The following is a 23,753-nucleotide window of genomic DNA, read 5'->3' as shown; positions in this document are numbered from 1 at the left end:
ACCCAGGCCCCTCATGAGGGCGGATGCGCCCGCCGCCCCGGCATGGCCGGCCGCACAAGGACACCCCAGTTGGATCTTCCTCAGACCTCTCCCGCCGCCCCCGAGGGTCCCGCCATCCGCCGCGTGAAGCACGAGCTGATGCGCCGCACGCTCACCGTGGCCGCGGTGACCCGCCTCACACCGGCGATGATCCGCTTGCGCCTCACCGGCGACGATCTCGCCAGCTTCGCCAGCGCCTCGCCCGACGATCACATCAAGATCTTCGTGCCGGGGCCGGACGGCGAGCCGGTGGGACGGGACTATACACCCCGCGCCTTCGACACTGCGCGCCGCGAGCTGGTGGTCGACGTCGCGGATCACGCGGCCGGGCCCGCCGCCGCCTGGGCCCGCGCCGCCAAAGCGGGCGACGAGGTGACGATCGGCGGCCCCCGCGGCTCGGCCGTCATCGAAGGGCCGGTCGAGCGCTGGGTGCTGGTCGCCGACGAGACCGCGCTTCCCGCGATGGGGCGGCGCATCGAGGAGCTGGCGCCCGGAACGCCCGTCGTCAGCATCGGCGCGGTGACAGGGCCCGGCGAGGAGCAGACCTTCACCACCGAGGCCGCGCTGGATGCCCGCTGGATTCACCGCCCCGCCGCCGCCTCCGCCGACCCCGCCCCCCTTCTGGCCGCCCTCGCCGATGTGGAGCTGACGCCGGCCACCTTCGTCTGGGCCGCGGCCGAGGCGGACGTGGCGCGCGCCGTTCGGCGGATGCTGATCGAGGAGCGCGGCCATCCGCGGAGCTGGATCAAGGCCGCGGGCTACTGGGCGAAGGGGCGGGCCGACGGCGCGGTGAAGTCGATCGGCGACTGAGCCGCGTGGCGCATCGGCGATGCGCCGCCCTTCGCCTCCGCCGCGCGTGCGACCTTTTCGAGCGCTGCATTGTCCGCCGGATCGCCCCAATTTAACGCGATAGGTCGCCGGCCGGACACAAACATGCGCGTTCGCGCATTTCCCAATGGCCCCGCGCGACCTACTTGGGCATGCGGATGAGCTATCGACAGCTTGAAGGGTCTTCTCATGCCGACACGGCGGACAATCGTCTCAGGTTCCCTCGCGCTGCTGGGCGCCAGCGCCTTCCCGTTGCGCGTGTCGGCCGACAGCACCGATGCGCTGGATCTCGGCGCGGCGGAGACCTTCCGCTTCGATACGCTGGTGGATCGTGCGCGTGAGATGTCCGGCCGCCCCTACGAGCCGCCCCACATCATCGCCGGAGACGTCCTGGAGGCGATCGACTACGACGCCCATTGGCAGATCCGCTACCGTGACGGCGCCACCTTCAGCCCGCCCGGCACCACGGCCGAGGTGCAGCTCTTCCACCAGGGCCGCTATTTCCGCGAGCCGGTCCACATGTTCGTCGTCGACGGGGTGGAGGCGCGCGAGATCCTCTACCGCAAGAGCTATTTCGAGATGCCGGACGACAGCCCGGCACAGCAGCTTCCGAACACCATCGGCTTCGCCGGTTTCCGTGTCATGCGGCCGGGGCTGAAGCCGGACTGGGTGTCCTTCCTCGGCGCGTCCTACTTCCGGACCGACGGGCCGGAGGGGCAATATGGCCTGTCAGCGCGCGGCCTCGCCATCGACACGGGCCTGTCGCAGCCCGAAGAGTTCCCCCGCTTCAGCCACTTCTACCTCGCCGCGCCCGAGGACGAGGGCGACGACCTCACCGTCTACGCCCTGCTCGACAGCCGCTCGGTGACGGGCGCCTACAAGTTCGGCCTGCGCCGCGACGCGGTGGGCGGCGGCCACGCCACCACCGTCTCGTGCCGGCTCTTCTTCCGCCGCGCGGTGGAGCGTCTCGGCATCGCCCCGCTCACCTCCATGTACTGGTATTCCGAGCGTGACGAGCGCTTCGGCACCGACTGGCGGCCCGAGATTCACGACAGCGACGGTCTGGCGCTGGCGACCGGCGCGGGCGAGCGCCTGTGGCGCCCGCTCAACAACCCGCTCTTCCCCACCACGTCGAGCTTCTCCGACACCGATCCGCGCGGTTTCGGCCTCTCCCAGCGTGACCGTGACTTCCTGCATTATCAGGACGATGGCGTGTTCTATAACCGGCGCGCCTCCGTCTGGGTGGAGCCGCTGGGCGAATGGGGCCAAGGCGCCGTCCAACTCGTCGAGCTGCCGACGGACGACGAGACGATGGACAATATCGTGGCCTATTGGGCGCCGGCGCAGAAGGGCGGCGAGGGCGTGGAGATGGACTTCGCCTACCGCCTCCACTGGGTCGAGCGCGATCCGGTGCCGAACGTCGCCACGGTGATCGCCACCCGCCAGGGCCATTCGGGTGTTCCGGGCCAGGGGCGACTCGGCAACGGCGACAAGCTCGTCATCGACTTCGAGGGCGAGATCCTGAACGGGCTGGCGCGTGACAGCGGCGTGAAGGCGGTGGTCTCCATCGCTCGCGGCAAGCTTCTCAGCGAGCCCGCCGCCTGGCCGATCGTCGACACCGACTTCTGGCGTCTCGCCTTCGACTTCGAGCTCGACGGCGACGAGCCGGCCGAGGTCCGCGCCTACATGGAGAAGGACGGCGAGGCGCTGTCCGAGACGTTCATCGGCCAGCTTCTGCCCGGCCGCATGATCAAGACGGCGCAGCATTGAGCGACGGTCCGGCTGTGCCGCTCGCCACCACCACCACGGTGATGCTGGACGGTTCGGCCGGGCCGATGCGCGTGCACGTCCACCGCCTGTCCGAGGGGCACAAGGGGTGGGCGCTCGTCACCCACGGCCGCAACGGCGCGGCGGACGCGCCGCACATGACGCCGATCATCACCGCGGCGCTGATGCGTGGTCTCGGCGTGGTGGCGCCGGATCTTTGCGCTTCGGCTCACAATCTCAGCGCGGGCGCGGCGGCGGACTTCACCATGGGCGGCCACCTCGCGGACCTTCGGGCGGTCGCCGCGTGGGCGGCGGGGGAATTGGCCGCCGAGCCGGCGGGGCCGCGCATCCTCGTCGGCCACTCCATGGGCGCTTATGCCAGCCTGCGCCTCGCCGCGGAGGGCGGGCCGTTCGCGGCTACGGGTGTCGTCGCCGTGTCGCCGGTGGTTTCCGGCGCCGCGTTGATCGCCGCGCGTGAGGCGGAGGGGCCGCACGTCGTCGCCCACCTGCGCGGGGAGCTGCCCGGCGCCTTCGACGAGTGGCCGCAGCACGATTTTCTGCCGCTGGCGGGTGGCATCACCATGCCGGTCGCGGTCATCGTCGGCGAAATCGACACGGTGACGCCGCCGCGGGACGCCGCGCGACTTGCGGCGGCGGTGCCGAACTGCGTGTGGCATTCGGTGCTGGCGGAGGAGCATCATTGCCCGCTCGGCGCTGCCTATGGGCTCAGCCTCGGCGAGGCCTTCGACCGGCTCATCGCCGCGTGAACGCCGCGGCGGAAGGGTCAGGGGATTGGCCTGGCGGCCGGATGGAGGATTGGCTGGCCGCGCAGGAGGAGGCATCGGCCGCCGCCATCGCCGCCGCGATCTCCGCCACCCACCTGACGCACACGCGCCCCGGCTTCGGCGCTGCGGTGACGCCGCTTCCGGGGTCGGTCCTCGCCTCGCCCGAATATGCAAGGTGGGATCCGGAGCCCGACTATTTCTACCACTGGGCGCGCGATGCCGGGGTGGTGATGATGGCCGCCGCGCTGCTGCGCCGGCGCGATCCGGCCGCCTGGGACCGGCGCTTCGCGGACTATGTGGCGTTCAGCCTGAGGATCGCCGAAGCCGTTTGGGAGGCGCCAAACCCCTGGCGCGCGACCACCGATGCGCAGCACGCCCGCTTCCTGCGCGCCGACGCGGACCTTGCGGGCCGCAGCGCCGCATCGATCCGCGCCGAGCCGCGCGTGAACGCCGACGGGCGGCCCGATTTCGAGGACTGGAACCGCCCGCAGTTCGACGGGCCGGCCCTGCGCGCCCTCTCGCTGCTCTCCTGGCCCGCCGCGCTGCCGGAGGGGGGCGAGCGGCTGCTGGGCTTGGACCTCGCCCACGTCCTCGCCCACGCCGCGGAGCCCGCCATCGGCCCATGGGAGGACCCTCCGGCCGCGCGCCACGCCTTCACCCTCATCGCCCAGCGGGCGGCATTGGAGGCCGGGGCGGCACGGCTGGACCCGGTGGCCCGCGCCGCCGCCGTCGACCGGATCGACGCAGCGCTCGCCGACCTGTGGGTGGACGAGCCGCCGCACATGCGCGCCTCCGACCGAGCCGCGCCCGGCGAGAGCGACGCCAACGTAGTCCTCGGCGCGCTGCTGCAGGCGGACCCCGCCGCGCCCTTCGGTATCGGCGATCCGCGCATCGCCGCCACGGCCGATCACGTGACCGCCTGGTCGCGGGCGCGCTTTCCCGTCGCAGCGGACGCGGGCCTCGTCGGGCGCTGGCCCGGCGACGTCTATTTCGACGGTCACCCCTGGCTGCCGACGAGCTTCGGTTTCGCGGAATATTTCTACCGCCGCGCCGCAGTCGAGCCTGACCGGGCCGCCCTCGTCGCACGTGGCGACGCCATCCTCGCCGTCGCCGCCCGGCTCTTTCCTGCGCCCGGAGCGCTGCCCGAGCAGGTCGACCGCCACACCGGCGCCCCACGCTCCTGCCGTAACCTCACGTGGAGCCACGCCGCCTTCATCGCCGCACTCCACGCCCGGCGGGCCTTAGGCTGAGGCGAGGCGCGGGCTTGTGAAGCCGAGCCTGGTCAGTCCGGCGCGGACCTCGCTGGCAGACATCAGAAGGTCCCACATCAGCCCGCTGCGATAATTCTCCAGCATCACCACGATCGGCCCCTGGTCGATGGCGAGGGTCCCCGGCGCCACCCAATCCGACCCCGGCGCGAACGCATCGGCAAGGCCGAACGGCCCCCACAGCGCGTCGCCCCGGTCGTCGACGAAGTGGCGCAGCGCCGCCATCGCCTCCTCGGGCACGAACGGCATCGACGCGACCGCTCCCGTGGGGGTGATCACGCCGATATCGTTGGTGGGGGAGTGGGCCGAATAACCCACCGTGGAGTCCGATGCCGTCAGCCCCCAGCAGGCCGGGCCGTAACCGTCGAACCCGCCCGGATTGGCGATGCAGTGGGCGCGGTTGACGAGGGCGTGGGCGCGTACCTGCTCGCCATAGTCGGCGTAATCGTCCTTCAGGCCGCGCGGGTCGATGCCGAGGAAGGAATAGTGGGCGAGGAAGAGCGGCCCGCCCTTCTCCGGCCCCAGCGGAAGGCGGATCCCGTCATAGTCCCGCCCGTTGACGAACTCTTCCGCCTTCGCCCACGACTGGTGATAGATCGCGGGCGCGATCGGGTGCGTGGGCGACCCGGCCGCCAGCACGAAGGTGATGAGGCTCTCGTTCCAGCCGCGGATTGGAAGGCTCGTCGGCTGCCATGGATGCGCCTCGCTGCGGTGCCACATCAGCCCGCCGTCCTCGGCCCGCACGTGCGCCGCCCAGTCCGCCGCGCGCCACAGCCGGTTGACCGGCATCACGATATCTTCCCGCTCCGGGAAGGCCTGCCGCGCGGCGAGCAGCCCCGCCATCAGGAACGAGGTTTCCACGAGGTCGCCCCCGTCGTCCGTCGGTGAGAACGGGACCGTCTTGCCCGTCGTGCCGTCCATGAAGTGGGGGAAGATGCCGCGGTGCTTATCGGCCCGTTCCAGGAAGGCGGCGATCTTGGCGATCCTGTCCGCCACAGCGGCGCGCGGCAGCCAGCCCCTCTCGGCGCCGACGATGAGCGCCATGATGCCGAAGCCCGATCCGCCCGAGGTGACGACCTGCGCCGCGTCATAGCCGAAGCTGCCGGCGCTCCTCTCGCGCGCCATGCCGCTGTCCGGGTGCGCGAAGTCCCAGAAGTAGGCGAGCGCCGCGCGGGCGGTGGCGTCGCGAAGCTCCGCATCGGGAAGGCCCTTCGCCGGGCGGCCGGGATTCAGCATGGTCATGGTAGTTCACCCTGCGAGGACGATGATGGGCAGCGCGGGCGCCTCCATCCTCCCGCAGCGCATGGCAGATCCCGCGCCTTGCGCGCAAGGACAAGCGGCGAGCCACCCCGACCCTGGGCGCTTCGGCGAAAGACGAAGGCTCGTGTAGCCGTGCCGCCACCAGGAGGACGAGGGTCAGCGGGGGCGGATGCCGAGGGCGGCGGCGCGCCCATGGCGCGGCGGCAGACGGTCGGCGGTGTCCGGCGCGTTGACGGTGCCGGTGGCGATGCGGTGGGCGATCGCCTCCGCCGCGGCGCGCGTGCCCGCCCGGTTGTAGATCGTCCCGCGCACCTGGATCGACGCGGCGAGCGCCCGGCGGAAGGCGTCGAACAGCGACGGGTCCGGCCGCTGGGGCGCGGTCCAGAAGTCATCGAGAGGCTGCTGCGCGGTGAGGCCGGGAACGTCGTAGATCGCCGGCGACAGGGTGAGCGTCGGGATACCGGCCGCGAGACCGTCGAGCCCCGCGGACGAGTTGATGGTGACGAGGCCGAGCGCGTCCCGTGTCCACGCCGACATCGGCAGGCCGTCGACGAAATCCACCCGGTCCGCGATGCCGTGCGCTGCCGCAAGCTGCGGCATGCGCGCCGCCCAGTTCACCGGACCAAGATCGCCGGGGTGCTTCTTGCAGACGAGCCGTGTGCCCGGCGGGGCATGCGCCGCGAACGAGGCGAACACCTCGCCGAACGCCTCGGTCGTGTCGGCATATTGCGAGTTGGTGCGGATCTGAAAATCCGTATCCGTCTGCATCGCGAACAGGAAGAAGGGAGCCGCCAACCTGTCACGCACCGCCTGCGCCGCGGCCGTGCGCGCCTTCAGATGACCCTCGCGCCACAGGAAGCGCGCATAGGCCACGAACGGGTGGTAGAGCCCGTGCTGGCGATAATGCGGGTAGAGGAACCAGAGGAAGACGTTGGAAAGATTGGTCTTCAGATCGTCGACCGTCTCCAGCCCCGCCTCACGCGGGTAGAGGACGGACGTGTCCACCGGCGGCGCGTCGGCCGCGAGCGCGCGGATGGTGGCGGCGTCGGCCGGGAACAAGCTGTCGAGGGAGTTGCCGTAAAGCTCCACCGTCATCCAGTCCGGCCTCAGATAGCCGAGTTCGGTGACGATCACCCGCACGCCCAGGCGCCGCGCCTCGCGGGCCGCCTCGTGGTGATAGGGGCGCTGTTCGGAATGCATCACGATGTCGGTGATGCCGTGCCGCTGCATGAACGCGGCGACGAAGGCCGGCCATGCGGACAAGCGGCCGCGATACGCCGTCGCGTGGCCGAAGCCCCACGCCGCACGGTCGCCCGGACAAAGGTTGATCCGGTACACTGTGACACCCGCCGCCTCGAGCCGGCGGGCGATCTGGCGGTAGAGCGGAGAGAGCGGCCCCTGCAGGAGAAGGACCGACCGTGCGGTCAGGCCGCGTCTCCGCCGGCGGCCGGGGCCTCGCCCTCTTCGGTCTTCGGTGCGGCCTTCGGGCCGCCCTTGGACACGCCGACCATCGCCGGACGCAGCACGCGCTCGCCGATCATCGAGCCGAGCTGCACGGTCTGAATGACCGTGCCGGACGCGATGTCCGGGTTCTCGATCTCGAACATCGCCTGATGCTGGTTCGGGTCGAACTTCTGGCCCGTCGGGTCGATCGTCTTGATGCCGTGACGCTCGAACACGGACTTCAGCTCGCGCTCCGTCATCTGGATGCCCTCGACCATGCCCTTCACCTCCGGCGGCAGGCTGTCGAGATCGGCGTCCTTCAGCGTGTCCATCGCACGGGCGAAGTTGTCGGCGACGTTGAGGAGATCACGCGCGAAGCTCGTCACCGCATACTGGCGCGCGTCCGAAACGTCACGCTGGGCACGGCGGCGAACATTCTCGGCCTCGGCCAGGGCGCGCATCATCTGATTGCGCATCTCCTCGGCCTCGGCACGCGCTTCGGCAAGGGCGGCGTCGGACGCGGGCGCGGCATCGGCCTCGCCCGGCGTTTCGCCGGCGCCCATGATCTCGGCGGCGTCGGGTACGAGGGTCTCGCCCTCGTACTCTTTCTTGTTCGTCTCGTCAGACATTGACGGTCCTTAGATGGAGGACTTGATCCAATCGGAGAGCTTGCCTTTGGGGGCAGCGCCGACCTGGGTCGCCGCGGGCTCGCCGTTCTTGAACATGATGAGCGTCGGGATCGAGCGGATACCGTACTTCATGACGGTCTCCTGGTTCTCGTCGATGTTCAGCTTGGCGATCTTCACCTTGCCTTCCATCTCCGCCGCGATCTCGTCGAGCGCGGGCGCAATCATCTTGCACGGACCGCACCACTCTGCCCAGAAATCGACGACGACGGGCTCATCCGACTTGATGACGTCGCTGTCGAAGGTCGCGTCCGTGACCGCTGTGGAGGACATGTCTCACCTTCCTGTGCGCTGAAGTGTGAAGCCTACGTATGGAGTGCCCGGCACAGCGTCAAGCAGCGGGCGCTATGCCCACAGCGGGCAGCACCTTATCCATGGGCATGAAGCTCGCATTCGCGGTCCAGACGATCGCTGTCTCTATCGTGAGCCCCGGCATCGCCGCGGACAGCATCTCGGCGACCAGCGCGCGGTAGATGGCGAGCTGGGTGCGGTAGGCTTCCGGCGCCTCGGCGGGCGTGCGCGGTACCACGCGGTCGGTCTTGTAGTCGACGATGAGGGCGCGGCCGGGCGACAGCTGCAACCGGTCGATCCGCGCCGAGGCGCGCCGCACTTCGCCCGCCACGACGACGTCGCCCATCACGTCGATCTCGACGTGGCCGGATCCGGCGAGGGCGGGGAGGGCGAGCACGGCCGCCGCCTCGCGTGCGATCGCCGCGCAGTCCTCAGGGGATAGCGCCGGATGGGCGCGGGCGACGCGGGCGCTCATCGCCGCCTCATCCTCGGACCGTTCCAGCAGCGCATGCATGATGGTGCCGAAGGCCACCGGGTCCAGCGGCCGGCGACCGACCACCGGCACACCCGCCGAAGCGAGATGATCGCCCTCGGAGGGGACGATCGGCTCAGGCGTGCGGCGGACCATGGCGACGGGCGTCGTCAGCCACCGCGGCGGCGGGGCGGGCGCTGCGGCCTCGTCGCGCGTCTCCTCGTCGGCGGCGGGGGCGGGCGCAGGGGCGGGATGGCGCCATGAGAGGCCCTCGCCCCCCGGCATCGCGGTCGGCACGCCCTCCGCCGAGAGCGCCGCCGCCACCACCTCGTGCCACATGCCGGACGCGGGGGTCTTCTTGCCGTAGCTGCCGCAGATGACGAGATGCGCCTCCGCCCGCGTCATGCCCACATAAAGGAGGCGGTAATGCTCGGCGAGCTCGGCCTCCGCCTTCGCCGCCAGCACGGCGCGCACGGCTTCGGGCTGGTAGGCCTTGTTGGGGGCGTAGACCAGAACCTCGTCATAGCCGGGCGCTGCGGCCGGGAGCGCCACCACCGGATCGCGCGACGGGTTGGTCACCTGGCTGCCCACGTCCGCCAGGAAGACGACCTTCGCTTCCAGCCCCTTGGAACCGTGAGCGGTCATCACCCGCACCGCGTTGGCGCTGCCGTCCGACGAGCGCCGCAGCTCCGTCTTCGTCTTCGACAGGCGCATCAGGAAGGTTTCGAGGGTCGGCACGTCGCGCCCCTCGAAGGCGAGAGCCTCGTCGAGGAAGGCGTCCAGCGCGTCTTCCGCCTCGGTGCCGAGCCGCGCCGCGAAGTCGGCCCGCCGCCCCTCGGAGATGAGGATGTGGCTGAAGAAGTCGAACGGGCGCAGCGTGCGGGCGAGGCCGCGCCAGCCGACCAGCGTGTCGTAGGCGGAGCGGGCGATGAGGTCGCCCGCGCCCAGCGCCTCGATCAGCGCGCCGGGGCGCCCGTGGGCGACGGCGAAGAGCTGCTCCTCGGAGAAGTTGAAGAGCGGGCTCTTCAAGACCGCCGCCAGCGAAAGGTCGTCGCGCGAGATCAGGCACCGGGCGAGGGCCACCATGTCCTGCACCGCGATGTGCGCCGTCACCGACAGACGATCCGCCCCCGCCGCCGGGATGCCGCGGCTCTTCAGCTCGCGGTTCATCAGCGTGGCGAAGGCGCCCCTCTTGCGCGACAGGATCATGATGTCGCCCGGCCTCACCGGGGCGCCGCCGCCGGGCCCCGCCGTCCCGGTGCCGCGGTGGTCGGTCCACTCCTCGATGGCGTCGGCGATGGCGCGCACCAGCTTCACCGCGCCCGCGTTCTCCGGCGCGCGGTCGAACGGCGCGTCCCAGGCTTCGGGCTGCTCGGCCTCCTCGTCGGCGAAGAGCGGCCACAGGTCCACCCCGCCGGGGCCGTCCTTCACCGCCACGTGCCGCACCGCGCCCGCCGCGGCGCCGACGGCAGACGCCAGACCCTCGCCCGCGAACACCCTGTCGACCGCCGACAGGACCTGCGGCGCGGACCGCATGGAATGGGCGAGGTCGACCGCGCGGAAGGTGACGCCCGCCTCCTCCGCCGCCTCGCGGTAAATGCCGCGCTTGGTGCCGAACAGCTCCGGCGCGGCGCCCTGGAAGGAGTAGATGGACTGCTTCTCGTCGCCCACCACGAAGAGTGTGCGGTGGACACCGTCCTTGGAGCCGCGCCCGGCAAAGAACTCGCCCGTCAGCGCCTCGACGAGCTGCCACTGCGGCGGCGAGGTGTCCTGCGCCTCGTCCACCATCACGTGGTCGATGCCTTCGTCCAGCTTGTAGCGCACCCACGCCGCCGCCGTGCCCGAGCGCACCAGCCGCATCGCCGTCTCGATCTGCTCGTCGTAGTCGATGAGGCCGCGGCGGCGCTTGTCGGCGGCAAGCTCCTCCTCGACCATGTAGGCGAGCTGCACCAGCGGGATGGTGGCGGCGATGGCGGCCTCCGCCCGCGCCCCGTCCGCCGCCACGGCGAGGCGTTCCTGCTCGGCGGTGACGAGGTCTTCCAGCTCCGGCCACCCGGTCAGCACCTTCTTCGGCACGATGCCGGAGAGGCTGCGCGGCTCGCCCGCCTTGGTGAGGAAGACGTCGGCCCACGCTTCGGCCCGGTCGTCCGCCGGACAGCCCAGCGCCGCCGCGATCCGCTCCGCCGAAGCCTTGCCCGCGCCGCTGGCGATCAGCGCATCGTGAAGCTGGCGGCAGACGTCGTCGCCGAGCGGCGGGCCAGGGTCAGCCACGCCGAGCGCTGTGGCGAGCGCGTCCTTCAGGCGCTGTGCCGAGCTCCCCATGCCGAGCCAGCGCGTCAGCCGCCGCCTTTGCCGCAGCGCCGCCTTGAGGCTGTCGGCGAGGCTGAAGTCGGACACGTGCGGCAATAGCGCGTCGATCGCCTGCGCCACAGGGCCGGCGGGGTCCGTCACCGCGCGCGCCAGCACCTTGGCGATGGCGCGGTCGGTCAGCTCCTCGCGCATCGGATCGTCGAGAATCTGGAACGAGCCGGAGATGTTGGCCTCCAGCGGGAAGCGCCTGAGGAGCGCCGCCGCGAAGGCGTGTATGGTCTGCACCTTCAGCCCGCCCGCCGTCTCCAGCGCATCGGCGAAGAGGGTGCGCGCGCGGGCCGCCGCCAGCGCCGGGTCAGCGTCCGGGGCGAGCTTAGCGACCTCCCGCGCGAGCCTCTCGTCCGGCAACGCCGCCAGATGGGCGAGCGCGGTGTAGACGCGCTGCGCCATCTCCGCCGCCGCCGCGTTGGTGTAGGTGAGGCACAGGATGGTCCGCGGCGGCGCGCCCGACAACAGCAGCCGCACCACCCGCTGCGACAAGACGTAGGTCTTGCCCGCCCCCGCATTCGCCGACACCCACACCGACGCCGCCGGGTCCGACGACCGCCGCTGCGCCGCATCCGCTTCCGGGGGCACGTTGAGATGGCGGCTCATGCGGCGCCCCCGTGCCGGATCCGTGGCGTCGTTCCGGTTGGAGCGCCGCGGCGAGGGGGAGTTCCCCCCCTCGCGCTCCCCTCCGAAGTCGGCTGTTGCCGACTTCGGCATCCATGATGCCCGGCTGCGCAACAGCGCAGTCGGGTCTCGCCGACGGGCAGGCGTTCAGTGTGAGGATCGAAGGCGATCCTCCCTCTGAACACCATGTCCAGCGTGAGAGGACGCCGGACAGCGTCAAGCGCCGGTCCTCGCCATGCTTGCGCCCTCCCCAAGAGAGGGCGCTGCGCGTGGCTCCGGGCCGGCACTTGACCCTGCCCGCCGTCCTCCGGCGAAAGGGGCATACAGAGCGGTAAACGTATCGATGGCGCCACGAGGCCTGCCCGCGCCACCGTGGCCCACCTCTGCACGGTGGAGGGCCTTGGCAGCAGCGAGGGCGGGGAGTGAAGATGACGCGCGGTCATTCGTTCTGCCATTCCGCGACGCGGGCGAGGTGGTCGTAGTCGCCCACATCCGCCTCCCGCATCGGCCGCGCACGCGACAGATAGCCTTGCTCGGGGTTCTGGTAGAGGGCGTGGAGGGCGGCGAGGCGCTCCCGCGCTTCCTCCGCCAACGCGGCCGCATCCTCGCCCGCCACGGGCTTCCACGCCACCGGGTTGCGGCCCGAGCCGATCGCCACATAGGTGAGGTCGGTCAGCGGCAGGTCCGCCGGCGCACCCTCCACCGCACCCGCCTTGAAGAGCGCCGCCTCCAGGGCAAGCTGCGGCTCGAGGAAGGACTTCACCTGCTTCGCCGACGGCGGCGTGCCGGTCTTGTAGTCGATGATCGAGGCCCCCACCACGCCGAGGTCGATGCGGTCGATCCGCCCGCGCAGGGTGAGCCCGCCGATCTGCGCCGTCGCTGAGACCTCCACCAGCGCCCGGTCCGCACGCGCCACCCGCGCCGCCTCCTCCGCCGCCACGAACGGGGCGATGTAGGAAAGGCGCGCGCCCCATAGCGCCTGCGCCTCCGGGAACAGGCCGAGCGTCTTCAGCGCCTCTAGAGCCACGGCGCGGAAACGGTCCTCCGCGTCGGCGTGGCGGTGGTGGCCGTTCTCGATGAACGTGGCGAGAACGTCGTGGAACAACTCGCCCCTGTCACCCGCGCCGGCCTCCTGCTCGAGCGGCTCGAGCGGCTGAAGGCCGAGGACGTGGCGCGCATAGATTGCATAGGGGTCGCGCACCAGCCGGGTGATCTCGGTCACCCGGAACGACTTCGGACGTACCGCCACCGGGGGCTTGGGCGCAGGGCGCTGTGCCGTCGGCCGCACCGTGCGCCGGTTCAGGTGCCGCGCCCAGCCGATGAGCTCGTCGCCGCGCTTCGTCGCCGGCTCGGCCGCGTCCTGCGCGAACGCCGTCAGCCTTTGCCACCAGCGGGACGCCACCATGGGCTCGCCCGCCGCCATCTTCGCCCGGCTCAAGGTCACCCGCGGATGATGCGCCGCCTGGTAGAAGTCGTGCACCGAAAGGCCGATGCGCCGCTCCGGCGGCTCGATGCCGAACGCTCCCATCATGCCGCGGCTCATCCACGGGCCGGCATCGGGAGGGGCCGGCCAGGAGCCCTCGTTGAGGCCCGCCAGAACGGTGTGGTCGAACGACTGAAGCCGCGCCTCCAGCGGGCCGAAGATGTTGACCGCATCGTCCATCGGCCGCGCCCGCACGCTCACGCCGCCGATCAGCGCCTCGAAGGTGGAGGCCCAGTCCGCGGCGGGGATCGTCAGCTCGTGCCGCTCTGACAGCTCGGCGAGGGTGGCGAGCACGTTCTGGCGGTAGCCGACGAGGGGGGCGGCGACCTTGTCCATCACCGCCTTCTGTGCCGCGGCGAAGGCGCCGATGGTGGTGCGCGTTCCCGCCAGCGCCGCCAGCGGAGCGTAAAGGCTGCGGATGGAGGTGGCGAGCGTCGCCGCCTTCTCGCCCGCCGCGGCGATCGCCTCGATCATCCGCCCCGGATCGACCCGCGGGCCGCGCAGCATCCTTTCCACCTCGGCGAGCGCACCCGCCTCGGCCGGGAAGCGGGCGCCGTCGTGCTTCAGGAGCGCCAGCCACTCCGCCGCGCCGCCGCCGAAGGCCGTGGCGGCGACGAGCCGGGCGAGCGTCCCCGCAGGCGTCAGGCCGATGGGAAGGCCGCCCGAATCGTCCACCCTGATGCCCCATTGGAGGAGGTGGTGGGTGACGCGGCGCGCCAGATCGCGGTGCGGCGTGATGAGCGCGGTCCGCTCCCCCGCCTCGACCGAGCGGCGCATGGCGATGGCGACCGCCGCGGCCTCCTCCCGCTCGTCCGCCGCGTCCACAAGGGTGACGGCATCCAGCGCCGCGCGAAGGTCGATGCCCGCGCGGTCGTTGATCCAGGAGCCCGTTGCGGCGGCGGGCCGCAGCGCGGCGTTGAGGGCGAGGGTGCGCGCCTCCGGTGTCGCCGACGGTGTGCGCGGGGTGAGGCGCTCCACGTCGCCGGGGGCAAGGCCCAGCGTGTCGACGAGGAGCTTCATGCCGAATTGGACGTGGCCCGGTGCGTCGGGCGCTGCGGCGAGCGCGTCCCAGTCCGCCGCGGTCGCCCGCCGGTCGAACCCGGGGAGGACGACCGCGCCCCAGGGACTCGCGGCGATCGCGCCGATCAGCCGCCGTGTCGCCGGCAGCGAGCCCGTGGACCCTGCGACGATGATCGGCCCGGTCGCGTGGGCGAGCTGCCGTTCGGCCGCCTCAGCGTCGGCCCGGCGGGCGGCCGCCTCGGTCATCTTGCCCATCGAGGCGAGGTGGACGGGCCACATCTCGGTGGCGATGGTCAGGAAGTCGGTGGTGATCTTCCAGTGCTCGGCGAGGTCGGTGCGGTCGACGAGGCCGGGGAGGTCGTCCCAGCTCGCCTCCTGGGTCTCCACCTGGTCGAGCAGGCCGAGGAGATCGTCGGCGAGGCGCACCGTGTCCGGGCCCGAGGCCGAGACCAGCGGGCGCATCGTCGGATCTCCCGTCTTGATCGCCTCCGCCCAGGCGCCGACGAGCCGGGCGAGCACCACCCGCGCCTCCAGCCGGCTCATGACGTCCGGCCGGTCCTCCGGCTCCTCGTCAGGATCGCCCAGCGGTTCGATCCGCGGCAGCAGCGCCGCGCGACCGGGGGCGAGGTCGAGGAAGGCGGTGGCGAGCTCACGCGCGGCACGCCGGGTGGGCAGGTAAATCGTGACGCGGGAGAGCGCCAGCGGGTCGTCCGGCAGCCGCCCGTCCGGCCAGAAGAACCCGTCCGCCACACGCGCGGCCAGGGTCGGCAGGAACGGGTCCGCCGGATCGACCGCGTAGACCCTCACGCCGCGCTGAAGCGGATCGCGTGCTCCGCCGCGTGGATCGCGCGCGGCGTGCCGACATGGAGGAACAGCCCGTCCAGCCTGACGCCGAACAGACGGCCATTGGCGATCGACCGGTCGAACACCTTGTTCAGCGAGAACACCTCGCCCGGCGGATCGGCGAGCGCCGCCGGCGACATCATCGCGCATCCGGCATAGACGAAGGGGGCGATGGTGAGTTCGCGCCGCCTGGCGATGCGCCCGTCCGTGTCGAGGTCGAAGTCGCCCCGGCCGTGGTAGCCGACGGCGGTGACGGTGGGGGCGAGAACCAGCAGCGCGTCCATCCTCTCCGGGTCGAAGGTCGCTTTGAGGCGGTCGAGGATCGGGAAGGCGCCTTCCAGCCAGAAGGTATCGGAATTGGCGATGAAGAAGGGGTCCGTTCCCAGATGCGGCAGCGCCTTGACGAGGCCGCCCCCGGTGTCCAGCAGCTTGGACCGCTCGTCCGAGATCGTCACCTTGCCCGGCGCATGGCGGCGAACGTGCACCTCTATCATGTCGGCCAGATAGTGGACGTTGACGACGAAGTGGTTCACCCCGGCCGCGTCCAGCCGGTCGATCACGTGGTCGATCAGCGAGCGGCCGCACACTTCGATCAGCGGCTTGGGGGTGATCGCCGTCAGAGGGCGCATGCGCGTGCCGCGGCCAGCCGCGAAGATCATCGCCGAAAGTTGGCTCATGTGGCCATCACGTCCGAATTCTGGGCGAACCAGTCCCTCAGCGGAAGAAGGGCCGGTTCGGCATTGAGGTTTTTCGCCAACGCGCGGCGGACCCGCGGAATGTGGGCGAGATATTGAGGCTTGCCGTCACGGTCGTTCAGGCGGCGGAAGACGCCGAGAACGCGCGTCGCCCGTTCCGCGCCGAGCACGTGATAGGCGCGCATGAACGCCGTCCGGTCCACCTTGGGCCGGAGCGCCAGATAGCGGTCGACGATGGCGGCCTCGACATCGTCCGGAACGTCGATCCGGGCGTCCTGTCCGAGCGAGACCACGTCATAGGCGGCGGGGGCGATCATCGCATCCTGATAATCCAGAAAGCCGATCCGGGAAATTCCTTCTTCCTCGCCGCGCCACATCAGGTTGGGGGAATGGAAGTCGCGCAGCGCCAGCCGGTCGCCGTCGCGCGGCAGCGCCTCGATCGCGTCCCGCCACAGCGCCGCGAAGGCGGGATCCTGCGGCGCGCGTTGATACCACTCGGGAAACAGCGCGACCTCGATGGCGGCAAGGTCGGCATCGAACAGAGGCGGGGCGAAGGCGGGGTCGCCGGGGAGCGGCATCTCCGGCGGCGCCTCGTGAAAGGCGGCCAGCGCCTCGATCGCGGCGATGTAGCGGTCGGGCACGATCGCGGAGGCGGTGGCCACCTTGTCGTCGCCGAAATCCTCCATCAGCAGGAAGCCCGCTTCGGTGTCGACGGCGATGGTGGCGGGCGCGGCGAGGCCGGAGCGGCGCAGCGCGTCGCCGACGGTGAGGAAGGCGTTCATGTTGCCGTCCGCCAGGCGCGCGCGGCGGGCATAGTCGCTCGGCTCATGCGGCGGCGCGTCCATCAAAATGGCGCGGGTGGCCGAGCCTTTGACGCGGGCATAGAGCCGGGTCGATGCGTCGGTCTTCACCGGCTGGCGGCGGGCGGTGCCCCAGCCCGCTCTGGCGAGGAAGCGGGCCGCCTCGCGCTGGCGCCTCAGCCGGGTGAGGAAGGCGGCGGGGCCCGTCACCGTCATCTCTCGCGTGTCCTCGTCGGACCCGAAGGCGATGGCGATGGTGACCGGCAGCGGCGCCTTCGGCCACTCGATCAGCTCGGCCGCGTCGCCTTCGCCGAGACCGAGCTCGGCCGTGTCGCCGCCCTCAACGCGGTAGAGGTCGACATGGCGCACCGCCGGCGACAGCTCGGGATACTCCTGCACGATGGTGAAGGTGGGGCTCGGCACCTCGAACGACGGATCGCCCGCCAGCGCCCGCAAGGCGGCCCGCGCCAGGGTGGACTTGCCGGCGCCGAGATCGCCGACGAGGCCGACCCTGTCGCGCGGGCGCAGCGCCCCGGCGAGGTCCATCCCGAAGGCGGCCATCTCCTCTTCCGAAGCGATGGTGAGTGTGAGCGTCTCGGCGTCTGTCACGCGGCGTCCATTCGTTGGGCGGCCTCTCTCCGTCGCGCGGGGGGCCGGTGGGCGGACCTTATCGCGTCGGGCGCGGTCGTTCGACCCTCAGGCGGCGTCCATCAGGGGTGTCGTGGCGCCGGCCTGCTCGCGCGGGAAGCGCACCACCAGCTCGGCCCCGGTGCCGCCGGTGGGCGCGACGGCCACCGTGCCGCCGTGCAGCTCGACGAAGCTCTTCACCAGCGACAGGCCCAGCCCGACCCCGCGTCGCCGCCCGCGCGCCCCGGTGGTGTTGAACCTCTCGAACACCGCCTCGGCCTTGTCCTCGGAGATCCCCGGCCCGCGGTCGCGCACCGACAGCGCCACGAAGTCCCCGTCCCGCCGGGCGGTGACGGTGACGGTCCCGCCGCTCGGCGAATGGGTCACGGCGTTCGAAACGAGGTTGAAGAGCACCTGGCGGACGCGCGTCTCGTCCCCGGCGAAGCTCTTGGCGTCAGAGGCGAGGTCCAGCTCCACCTGGATGGCGGCTTCCTGCAGCCGGTCCTTCAGCCCGTCCAGCACCTGGCGCAGCGTGGCGGCGACGTCCACCGGGCCGATGGTCAGCTCCATCACGCCCGCGTCGATCGAGGCGAGGTCCAGAACACCGTCGATGATGACGAGGAGCGCTTCGGATGAGGTGAGGACGAAGCTGGCATATTCGCGCTGCTTGGCGGACAGCTCGCCGAACTCCGGCCGGGTGAGAAGCTGGGTGAAGCCGATGATGGAGTTGAGCGGCGACCGCAGCTCGTAGGACACGTGCTCGATGAAGGCGTTCTTCAGCCGGTCCGCCTCCACCAGCGCATTGTTCCGGTCCTTCAGCGCCTTGGCGACGTTCACCGTGTCCGTCACGTCGACGAAGGTGGCGAGCGTCGACCCGTCCGGCAGCGGCAGGAAGGCGTAGTCGAGTGTGCGGCCGGTGTCGCGCTCGATCCGCCCGGCGGTGGAGGTGCGGTGGTCGGTGAGGCCGGTGACGCGCTCGGTCAGCGCCGCCCAGATCGCCCCCTCCTCGGCGGGCGCTGCCGCGGCGATGGTGTTGACGTGCTCGCCCAGCTCGGCCTGGGGCGTTCCGGTCAGCGACCAGAAGGCGGGGTTGGCGAGGCGCAGCAGCCCGTCCGGGCCGAACGAGGCGACACCCTCGCCGAGATTGTCGATCGTCTCCGCCTGCACCTGCGAGAGCGCGTTGTACTGCCGCTCGAGGGCGAGCTGCTGCGTCACGTTCTCGTAGACGTAGGTGACGCCCCCGTCGGCGCCGGGATTGGCGATGACGCGCAGGCTCTGCCCGTCCGGCAGGTGCCACCACCGCTCGAAGCTCTCGCGCGTCTCGTAGCCCTTCAGCTGGTCGCGCTTCCAGGCGCGGAAGTCGGCAGTCTCGGGGAGGCGTCGCTCTGCGCGTAGGCGGTCGAGCACCTGGTCCTCGGCGGGGGTCTGCTCCAGGAAGGCGGCGGGAAGCTCGAACAGGCGCTGGAAGGCGGCGTTGTGGAAGACGAGGCGCCGGTCCGGCCCGTAGATGGCGATGGCCGTGGCGAGAAGGTCGAAGGTCGCCGCGTGGCTCTCCAGCGCGCGGGCCGAGACGGTGAGGGCGGAGACGGTGTCGGTGACGTCGACCGCCAGCGCCGCGAGGGTGCCGTCGCGCAGCTCGGCGGCGACGTCGAGGTGGCGGCGCTCGCCGCCGACGATGGTCTGCACGCGCTCGAACACCGGTCCGTCCGCCTTGGCGGCGCCGAGCTGGGTCATGGCGTTGGCGTCGAGCAATGGGTCGGCGCCGCGTGGGGCGGGGCCGTCCGTCTCCGCCGCGGTGCCGACGCAGCGGGCATAGGCGGCGTTCGACCACAGCCGCTCGGCCGCCTTGTCGCCGCTGCGCTCCACCCACGCCGGGAAGGGGCCGCCGGCGATGAGGTCCTTGATGCGCGCCGCGGCGTCGACGGGGGCGGCGGCGCTCTCCACCGCCTCGGGCAGGACGAAGAGGGTGAGATGGCCGCCGTCCAGCGTGCCGGCGACGATGCGGCCGGGGCCGGGGGCGTCCTCGGCCATGGCGCTGGTGAAGGGCGTTCCGTGCCGGGCGAGGGCGGCGACCGCGTCGCCGAGCGGTCCCTCCGCGCCGGGCCGCATGGCGGCGGTGACAGCGTCCGGCACGGTGCCGCAGGTGATCGCCTCGCCTGTCGGCAACAGGCGTGCCGCGCCCACCGCGCCGCGCGCCAGGGCGAGGTCCGCGAGGGCGATGCGGGCCGCAGTGCTCGCGTGTCCGGCGGCGGCGGCGCCGTCCGAAGCGCCGGCTGCGCGGGTGGCGAGGCGCGCTCGGGCGACGACGATGCCGGCCAGCGCGCTCGCCGCTGCGGTGACGGCCCAGGCGGTCAGCATCGCTCACACTGGGCTGGCGCGTGGCTCATTCCATCTCCATCGGCGAATCGGGGCCAGACTAACCGGTTCGGCCGCCAAGAGGAACGCAACCGCCGCTTATGATCCGCCCGCCCACAGCGGCGACGGCCCGCTTGCCGGTCCCATCCCCATCACAGGGCAACGTTGCCATTGAAGGCGCGCCCGGATTCGCAATAAATCGTCGGCGCACGCCCCGCCCGACAGGAGTGACCATGCCTTCGCCCCATGTGTTTCAGCGCGCCTCTGCCGCGAACCTGCCGGTCGCCGTCGGCGGGGACGGCATCCACATCCTCACCAAGGACGGGCGGCGCATCGTCGACGCGTCGGGCGGCGCGGCTGTCTCCTGCCTCGGCCATTCCAACCAGGCGGTGATCGGCGCCATCAAGGCCCAGCTCGATAGGCTGCCCTACGCCCACACCGGCTTCTTCACGTCGGACGCGGCGGAGGAGCTGGCCGCCATGCTGGTCGCCCGCGCGCCGGAGGGGATCGGCCGGGTCTACTTCGTCTCCGGCGGTTCGGAGGCGGCGGAAGCGGCGATCAAGCTCGCCCGCCAGTATTTTCTGGAGCAGGGCGAGGACCGCTGGCGCATCATCGCCCGTAAGCAGAGCTACCACGGCAACACGCTGGGCGCGCTGGCCGCCGGCGGCAACGAATGGCGCCGCAAGCAGTTCGCCCCGCTGCTGACGGACGCGACCAGCCACATCGCCCCCTGCCACTACTGGCGTTTCGCGGAAGCCGGCGAGAGCGAAGAGGCCTACGGGCTGCGCGTCGCGAACGAGCTGGAGGCCGAGATCCTGCGCCTCGGCCCCGAAACGGTGGCCGCCTTCATGGCCGAGCCCGTCGTGGGGGCGACGATGGGTGCCGTCCCCGCCGTCCCCGGCTACTTCAAGCGCATCCGCGAGATCTGCGACCAGTACGGCGTCCTCCTCATCCTCGACGAGGTGATGTGCGGCATGGGCCGGACCGGCACCCTGTTCGCATCCGAGGCGGACGACGTGCGGCCCGATATCGTCCTCATCGCCAAGGGTCTCGGCGCGGGCTATCAGCCGATCGGCGCCATGCTGGTCAACGAGGGGATCCACCAGGCGGTGGCGTCCGGCTCCGGCATGTTCCAGCACGGCCACACCTACATGGGGCACCCGGCGGCCTGCGCGGCGGGCATCGCGGTGCTGAACGAGGTCGAAGGGCGCGGCCTCCTCGCCAACGTCAACGCCATGGGGGCGGCGCTGACCTCGGCGCTGGAGGCCCGGCTCGGCCAGCATCCCAATGTGGGCGATATCCGCGGGCGCGGCCTCTTCCTCGGCATCGAGCTCGTCGCCGACCGTGACACCAAGGCGGTGCTGGACCCGGCGGCGAAGACCCACGCCAAGATCAAGGCGGCCGCCTTCGCGCGGGACGTGATGATCTACCCCATGGGCGGCACCATCGACGGGGTGCACGGCGACCATATCCTGATCGCCCCACCCTTCATCATCACCGCGGCGGACGTCGAGACGATCGCCGACCGCATCGCCGGTGCGATCGGCGACGTTTTGCCCGCCGCGGCCTGAGCCGGGAGAGCGCGCCCGCCCTTTCGGGGCGGCGCCGTTCCTGCCACAGTCGCGCCGGTGGAGGAGCCCCGCATGCGAACGATCGACCTCAACGCCGACTGCGGCGAGAGCTTTGGGCCCTGGGCGATGGGCGACGACGCGGCGATCCTGAAGATCGTCACCACCGCCAACATCGCCTGCGGCTTCCATGCCGGCGACCCGGACACGATGGTCGAGACCTTGAAGCTCGCCAAGGCGAACGGCGTCGCGGTGGGGGCGCATCCGGGGTTCGAGGACAAGCCGGGCTTCGGGCGGCGCGTGATCCCGATGGCGCCGGACGCGATCACGCGCATGGTCGCCTACCAGCTCGGCGCATTCATGGGGATGGCCGCGCTCGCCGGGGTCAAGGTGGCGCATGTGAAGGCGCACGGGGCGCTGTCCAACTTCGCCTGCGCCAACCGCGAGGCGGCGGACGCGATCGCCAAGGCGGTGCGGGCCGTCTGCCCATCGGTGACGCTGCTGGCGGTGGCGGCGACCGAGCTCGAGAAGGCGGGCGAAGCGGCGGGGCTCACAGTGGCGTCCGAGATTTTCGCCGACCGCGCCTATGAGTCGGACGGGCAGCTCGTCAGCCGCGCGAAGCCGGGTGCGATCATCCACGAGGCGGAGGAGGCTGCGGCGCGCACGGTGGCGATGGTGAAGGCGGGCGGCGTCATCGCCCGCGACGGCACGGTGGTGAAGACGCCGATCCATTCGATCTGCGTCCACGGCGACAACCCGCATGCGGTGGGCGTGGCGGCGGCGGTGCGCTCGGCGCTGGAGGCGGCGGGCGTGCGCGTCGCGTCGTTCGCGTGATGCCCGCCGTCCGGCCGGCGGTCCCGCGCTGATGGGCTGGCTCGACGGGGCGACCGTGCGCCCGAGCGGCGAGGCCGCCTTCGTGATCGAATATGGCGACGTGATCGACGCCGCGGTGGGCCAGCGCGTCGCGGCGCTCTATGCGGCGCTGATGGCCGCGGCGCCGGACGGTTTCGTCGAGGCGGTGCCCACCTTCCGCTCCGTCCTCGTCCTCTTCGACCCCGACGTGACGGACGAGGCCGCGCTTCTTTCGGCGCTGCCGGACGAGACGACGGGCGCCGCGGCTGTCAGCACGGAGTGGATCGTCCCGGCCTGTTTCGAGGACCCGATCGCCGAGGACATCGGCGAAGTGGCGGCGGCGCTGGACCTTCCCGCCGACACGGTGCGCGAGCGGCTGATCGCCAGCCATTATCAGGTCGGCATGTACGGGTTCGCGCCGGGCTATGCCTATCTCTCCGGCATCGACCAGGGTCTCACCGTGCCGCGCCGCAAGACGCCGCGTCCGCCGATCCCGTCCGAAAGCATCATCGTCGCGGCGGGGATGGCGGCGCTCGCCTCGGTGTCGATGCCGACGGGGTGGTACGTCGTCGGCCGCACGGCTCTGACCCTCTTCGACGCGGCGCGCGACCCCATGGTCCCCTTCGCGGTGGGCGACCGGCTGACCTTCGAGCCGGTCGGCGCGGCGGAGCTGGAGCGGCTGGCGGCCGAGGGCGGCGGCGTGAGGCGTGCGACATGAGCGGCGCGCGGATCAAGGTCGTCGACCCCAACCCGTTCATCACGGTGCAGGACGGCGGGCGGCGCGGGGCGATGCGCTACGGCGTGTCGGAATCGGGGCCAATGGACTGGGTGCGCTACCGCCTGGCGCGGCGGCTGGTGGTGGCGCCCGCTGCATTCGAAGTCGGCCCCGGCGGCGCGCGGTTCGCGGCCGAGGGCGGTCCGGTGCGCCTCGCCGTCACCGGCCCCGGCTTTACCGTGCGGGTGGGCGAGGCGGTGTTGACCCCGCCGCTCAGGCTGACGCTGGAGCCGGGCGAGACCTTGAGCCTGACGCCGGGCCGCACCGGCATGTGGGCCTATGTCACCGTGGAGGGGATCGACTTCGGCGCCCCCGTGCTCGGCTCGTTCGCCACGAACGCGCGCACGGGCTTCGGCAAGCGCGATCTCGCCGGCGGTTTTGCATGCACATCGGTCCAGCCCGCAGGGCCGGAGATGTTCGACGATCCCTACGACGACAAAGGGCCGATCGCCGTTCTGCCCGGCCCGCAGCACCACATGTTTTCCGAGGCGATCCGCGCGCAGTTCGCCTCCGAGCCGTTCCGGCTGACCGACGCGGTGGACCGCATGGGCTACCTCTTGGAAGGGCCGAAGGTGGAGGCGGTGAGCCACGACATCGTGTCGGACGGGATCGTCGAAGGGGCGATCCAGGTACCGGGAAGCGGCCGGCCGATCGTCCAGCTCGCCGACCGCGCGCCGACCGGCGGTTACCCGAAGATCGGCGTCGTCGCGGCGGCGGACCGGCCACGTCTGGCGCAGCGCCGCCCGCGGGACGAGGTGCGTATGGTGTGGTCGACGGTGGAGGAGGCCCATGCCCGCCGCCGCGCGCTGCTGAAGGCGATCGACCGCCCGGCGCCGCGCGTGCGCACGACCGTCGATGCCGAGCTTCTGGCGCGGGTGAACCTCGTCGACGGTGTCATCCGCGCGGAGAAATAG

At 71.7% G+C, this 23,753-nt stretch carries 17 protein-coding genes; 8 read left to right on the top strand and 9 right to left on the bottom strand.

All coding sequences use genetic code 11. The features are described 5' to 3' along the window. Window positions 1-69 precede the first annotated feature (69 nt). From BIX52_RS07035 to BIX52_RS07020, 4 genes are all read left to right on the top strand, one after another. Complete coding sequence (locus BIX52_RS07035) at window positions 70-849, top strand: siderophore-interacting protein (RefSeq protein ID WP_245803146.1); 780 nt, start codon at window positions 70-72, stop codon at window positions 847-849. Window positions 850-1,056: 207 nt separating this feature from the next. Continuing rightward, window positions 1,057-2,637: an OpgD/OpgG family glucan biosynthesis protein gene (locus BIX52_RS07030; RefSeq protein ID WP_075220746.1), complete on the top strand. Its 1,581-nt coding sequence runs from the start codon at window positions 1,057-1,059 to the stop codon at window positions 2,635-2,637. After that, window positions 2,634-3,401 carry an alpha/beta fold hydrolase gene (locus tag BIX52_RS07025; RefSeq protein ID WP_139312726.1) on the top strand — a complete coding sequence of 256 codons (768 nt, stop codon included), beginning with the start codon at window positions 2,634-2,636 and terminating at the stop codon, window positions 3,399-3,401. The genes BIX52_RS07030 and BIX52_RS07025 overlap by 4 nt, the downstream gene beginning before the upstream one ends. Before the next feature lie 41 nt (window positions 3,402-3,442). Next, window positions 3,443-4,669, top strand: coding sequence for a glycoside hydrolase family 15 protein (locus BIX52_RS07020; RefSeq protein ID WP_075220340.1), 1,227 nt, complete (start codon window positions 3,443-3,445; stop codon window positions 4,667-4,669). Here the strand turns inward: BIX52_RS07020 and BIX52_RS07015 are convergent. The 9 genes from BIX52_RS07015 to BIX52_RS06975 all read right to left on the bottom strand — a co-directional run bounded on the left by BIX52_RS07015 (window position 4,661) and on the right by BIX52_RS06975 (window position 19,647). After that, a complete protein-coding gene (locus tag BIX52_RS07015) occupies window positions 4,661-5,929 on the bottom strand; it encodes a glucoamylase family protein (RefSeq protein ID WP_075220339.1) in 1,269 nt (422 codons plus the stop codon). The genes BIX52_RS07020 and BIX52_RS07015 overlap by 9 nt on opposite strands. 174 nt (window positions 5,930-6,103) lie before the next feature. Next, window positions 6,104-7,210: a capsular biosynthesis protein gene (locus tag BIX52_RS07010; RefSeq protein ID WP_139312725.1), complete on the bottom strand. Its 1,107-nt coding sequence runs from the start codon at window positions 7,208-7,210 to the stop codon at window positions 6,104-6,106. 161 nt (window positions 7,211-7,371) lie between these two features. Continuing rightward, the gene (grpE, locus tag BIX52_RS07005; protein WP_075220337.1) at window positions 7,372-8,019 is read right to left on the bottom strand and encodes a nucleotide exchange factor GrpE; all 648 of its coding nucleotides are present in this window, start codon (window positions 8,017-8,019) and stop codon (window positions 7,372-7,374) included. A 9-nt stretch (window positions 8,020-8,028) separates the two neighbouring features. Beyond that, entirely contained in the window at window positions 8,029-8,349 is a 321-nt protein-coding gene (gene trxA, locus BIX52_RS07000; RefSeq protein WP_075220336.1) for a thioredoxin TrxA, read from the bottom strand. Between the two features lie 58 nt (window positions 8,350-8,407). Beyond that, window positions 8,408-11,803 carry a double-strand break repair helicase AddA gene (gene addA, locus BIX52_RS06995; RefSeq protein WP_075220335.1) on the bottom strand — a complete coding sequence of 1,132 codons (3,396 nt, stop codon included), beginning with the start codon at window positions 11,801-11,803 and terminating at the stop codon, window positions 8,408-8,410. Window positions 11,804-12,260: 457 nt separating this feature from the next. Then, a complete protein-coding gene (gene addB, locus BIX52_RS06990) occupies window positions 12,261-15,131 on the bottom strand; it encodes a double-strand break repair protein AddB (RefSeq protein ID WP_075220334.1) in 2,871 nt (956 codons plus the stop codon). Then, entirely contained in the window at window positions 15,128-15,844 is a 717-nt protein-coding gene (locus tag BIX52_RS06985; protein ID WP_075220333.1) for a nucleotidyltransferase family protein, read from the bottom strand. The genes addB and BIX52_RS06985 overlap by 4 nt, the downstream gene beginning before the upstream one ends. Beyond that, complete coding sequence (tsaE, locus tag BIX52_RS06980) at window positions 15,841-17,271, bottom strand: tRNA (adenosine(37)-N6)-threonylcarbamoyltransferase complex ATPase subunit type 1 TsaE (protein ID WP_083660088.1); 1,431 nt, start codon at window positions 17,269-17,271, stop codon at window positions 15,841-15,843. The genes BIX52_RS06985 and tsaE overlap by 4 nt, the downstream gene beginning before the upstream one ends. An 87-nt stretch (window positions 17,272-17,358) precedes the next feature. After that, window positions 17,359-19,647, bottom strand: a complete 2,289-nt coding sequence (locus BIX52_RS06975) for a sensor histidine kinase (RefSeq protein WP_075220332.1) — start codon at window positions 19,645-19,647, stop codon at window positions 17,359-17,361. Window positions 19,648-19,877: 230 nt separating this feature from the next. Between BIX52_RS06975 and BIX52_RS06970 the strand changes: the two genes are divergently transcribed. From BIX52_RS06970 to BIX52_RS06955, 4 genes are all read left to right on the top strand, one after another. Next, window positions 19,878-21,215: an aspartate aminotransferase family protein gene (locus BIX52_RS06970; protein ID WP_075220331.1), complete on the top strand. Its 1,338-nt coding sequence runs from the start codon at window positions 19,878-19,880 to the stop codon at window positions 21,213-21,215. A 72-nt stretch (window positions 21,216-21,287) separates the two neighbouring features. Then, window positions 21,288-22,046, top strand: a complete 759-nt coding sequence (locus BIX52_RS06965) for a LamB/YcsF family protein (protein ID WP_075220330.1) — start codon at window positions 21,288-21,290, stop codon at window positions 22,044-22,046. Between the two features lie 31 nt (window positions 22,047-22,077). Then, the gene (locus BIX52_RS06960; protein WP_075220329.1) at window positions 22,078-22,782 is read left to right on the top strand and encodes a 5-oxoprolinase subunit B family protein; all 705 of its coding nucleotides are present in this window, start codon (window positions 22,078-22,080) and stop codon (window positions 22,780-22,782) included. Then, complete coding sequence (locus tag BIX52_RS06955) at window positions 22,779-23,753, top strand: 5-oxoprolinase subunit C family protein (RefSeq protein WP_075220328.1); 975 nt, start codon at window positions 22,779-22,781, stop codon at window positions 23,751-23,753. Before BIX52_RS06960 ends, BIX52_RS06955 begins: the two co-directional genes overlap by 4 nt.

Source organism: Acuticoccus yangtzensis (assembly GCF_001927245.1).
Classification (GTDB): domain Bacteria; phylum Pseudomonadota; class Alphaproteobacteria; order Rhizobiales; family Amorphaceae; genus Acuticoccus; species Acuticoccus yangtzensis.
The sequence above is the reverse complement of the archived record's forward strand: the minus strand, read 5'-3'. Positions and strand labels throughout refer to the sequence as shown.